Source organism: Pseudoalteromonas prydzensis, assembly GCF_011050055.1.
GTDB classification, from domain to species: domain Bacteria; phylum Pseudomonadota; class Gammaproteobacteria; order Enterobacterales; family Alteromonadaceae; genus Pseudoalteromonas; species Pseudoalteromonas prydzensis_A.
In genome coordinates this window covers 1-3069 of the sequence record NZ_DRGM01000126.1, presented here as the reverse complement: position 1 = coordinate 3069, position 3069 = coordinate 1, and the positions used below count along the sequence as shown (strand labels likewise).

Here is a 3069-nt window from a genome sequence, read left to right as displayed (position 1 = left end):
CTATAACGGCGCCATTCAGGGAAGGTTGCTTCTTCAAGCCATACTTTATCAAAACCAAGCTCATTAAATTTAGCTTTAGCCCATGCCCACTGCTTTTTTATCATTTTCAGTACCAGGTAAGCGAGGGCCAACCTCAGTTGTTAATGACTCTAGTAATTTATAGCTTAAATCACTATTTAGTGCAGAAGTGCGTACTTCGTCTACTTGTTGTAATTGCTTTTGGGTAAATTCGGCATTGTTAGCGTTTGCAGCCATACTGCTAGTAAGCAGCAGTGCGGTAATTAATTTTTTCATTTTGGTAGGCCTTTTTAATAATTAGCGCTATTAGAACATGTAACAAACATGATAAAAAATAGATGAGATGAATAGGCTTTGTAATAGGTTTAATGCTGTTAGGTATAAACGTTTAGATATAAAAAAAGCCCGCGTAAATGTACGCGGGCTATATTTTAAAACTATTATTTTAAGTTATTATTTTAAGCGTTTAATTAAAAGCTAAATTGCGCAGCTAAACGAAGATTTGTGCCTTCGCCAACAGTTACATTACTAGTACCGCCACCACCTAAATAGTTTTTATCAAATAAGTTTTCGATATTAAGGCGTAAATTAATATCGGTATTACTTAAGTTAAATTTATAAGTAGCACCTACATCAACGCGAGTGTACGCATCTTTAGTAATTGTATTGGCGCTATCAGCAAAACGCTCGCCTTCGTAAAAAGCACCTGCATTAAGTGCAATTGCGTCGTTTAATTCATAACGTGTCCAAAGTGATGCCGACCATTTTGGTGCATCGGTAGGGCGTTTACCTTCTAATTCTTCATCGCGTTCAAAGTTAGCATCTAGATACATAGTTGATGCCATAACAAATAAACGGTCAGTAGCGGCACCTTGAGCGCTTAGCTCAACGCCTTTATGACGTTGTTCACCTACTTGGTTTGTTTCACTTATGAATGACCCAATAGGAACTTCAAGCTGTTCGCTAACAAGAGTACCTTCTTTGCTAATATCAAAAATAGCACTGGTAAGCATTAGGCGGTCATCAAATAACTGCCATTTAATGCCAATCTCTCTTTGCTCAGACGTAATAGCATCTAATTTCATACCGTTATTTACATCTGTTTCATCAATTAAGGTTTCACTACCTTGAGGCTCGAAACCTTCTGAGTAACTAGCGTATATAGTTGCAGAAGCATTTGGGTGATAAAGCACGCCTACTTTTGGTACAAATGATTCGTTATCTGCATCTTCTCGCGTTTGCTTATCGTAACGTCCACCTAGCGATAATTGCCACTCTGGCGAAAACGAAATTAAGTCTTGAACGTAAATACCGTAATAGTCGTATTCAGTTTCGCTTATTGTATCATCTGTTTTATAGCTTACTGATGGGCGAGATGGTTCTGCTTGCCCTGCTGAAAAGTCGAAGTAGTCGGCAGACGTGCGGCGTTGTCCATAGTAGTAATCCAATGAGTTTGCGCCAATTAATAATTGGTGTTGAATACCAGCTGTTTCAAATTCACCAATAAAATCAATAAATGCGGTTTTAAACTGCCAATCATCAAAACGATCGTAAGGGCGAGATTCATAGCTGTCACCTTCAGCAAAGCCGCCTGGCATACGCGGTGCTGACTCAAAGCGTTGGCGCTCAAACGTTTGTTCGTTATAGCCAAGCTTTACCTGCCAGTTATCGGTTAAAAATACCTCTAGGTCTAAACCTACGTTTTCTACCGTTATATCGGTAAATGCCCAAGACATATCACGAATTGTTTTGTCGCTACCAATTACTTTGGCGTTATCGTCTATCCATGCACCCGTATCTAAACCTGCTTCGTCGTCTGTACGGTCGTAATGCACGCGTACTAATGCATTGTCGCTAATATCGTAATCTACAACTAAAGCACCTAAAAAGCGGTCCCGCTCACGGTTTTCACCATTTTGATATTCACGCCAGTAATCTACGTCTTGCTTTACTAATATGCCACGTGCACGTAAATCTTCAGATTCAGTCAAGGCACCACTGGCATCCATCATAAAACGAGTCGAGCCATGCTGATCTACATCGGCACTGGCATTAAACAGTGTAGTTACAGTTGGTTTTTTGGTTACCATGTTAACCAAGCCACCAGGGCCTGACTGACCGTATAAAATGCTTGATGGGCCTTTAATTACTTCAACTTGTTGTAAAATTTCGATTGGTTGTTGATAGTGAGACCAATGCTGATGGCCGTCACGTAAATAACCTGTTGATGAGCTTAGCTCAAACCCACGTAGGTTAAATACTTCACGGTTTCGTTGCTGTGAGCCTGCCGTTAAACTGGCGTCATTTGTTAGCACTTCGCCAAGTGTAGTGGCGAGCTGTTCGTTAACAATAGTGTCTGTTATTACGGTTACAGATTGTGCGGTTTCAAGTAATGAAGCTGATGTTCTCATTGCGCCATTAGCGTTGTCTACTTTGTAGTCGTTAAAGTAGCTACCTTTTACTTCTATACGTTCAAGGTCGGTAGAGTTTGCATATGCGTTTGTTGTAATGCTTGCCAGTAGTGCTAGGTAAAGAGAATTCAGTTTCATTGATTGCTTCCAGCGCAGTTATGTAAAAAACAATCGCGATCTTAATGCAAACTACTATCATTTTCAACACCTTTTGTTAACGTACTTTATTATGTGTTTGTTAATGGTTGCTAATTACGAATTCTGCTATTATTAGCGGCATATTTAGTGGGGCTTTCCCCCACGTTATTTTTATTGCTATGGAACTTACTGTGACTTCAACTGCTTTTTCATCTTTGGCTTTACCGGCTGGACTCGTTGATAATTTATCAACACTTGGCTATGCCCACATGACACCCGTACAAGCACAAAGTTTACCGCCTGTACTTGCTGGTAAAGACATCATTGCTCAGGCAAAAACCGGTTCAGGTAAAACTGCTGCGTTTAGTTTGGGTGTACTCGCTAAATTAAACGTAAAACGCTTTCGTATTCAGTCGTTAGTTTTATGCCCAACCCGAGAGCTTGCTGAGCAGGTTGCGGTTGAAATGCGAAAATTAGCGCGCGGTATCCACAATATTAAAAT

Annotated in this window: 2 protein-coding genes and 1 pseudogene; 1 reads left to right on the top strand and 2 read right to left on the bottom strand. The window is 40.2% G+C overall.

Features of this window, described 5'->3' with window-relative positions:
* Positions 1–294 (bottom strand): annotated as a pseudogene (locus ENH88_RS11855) (peptidase M28 family protein); the annotation flags it as partial.
* A 194-nt stretch (positions 295–488) separates the two neighbouring features.
* Positions 489–2567 carry a TonB-dependent siderophore receptor gene (locus ENH88_RS11850; protein WP_076925579.1) on the bottom strand — a complete coding sequence of 693 codons (2079 nt, stop codon included), beginning with the start codon at positions 2565–2567 and terminating at the stop codon, positions 489–491.
* A 179-nt stretch (positions 2568–2746) separates the two neighbouring features.
* On the opposite strand from ENH88_RS11850, the gene ENH88_RS11845 reads away from it, so the two are divergent.
* Positions 2747–3069, top strand: a 323-nt coding sequence (locus ENH88_RS11845; protein WP_304182457.1) for a DEAD/DEAH box helicase, incomplete at its 3' end; no start/stop codon positions are given.

Excerpts from the sequence above, each read along its gene's own strand:
- ENH88_RS11850 (WP_076925579.1), bottom strand. The coding sequence starts at position 2,567 with ATGAAACTGAATTCTCTTTACCTAGCACTACTGGCAAGCATTACAACA.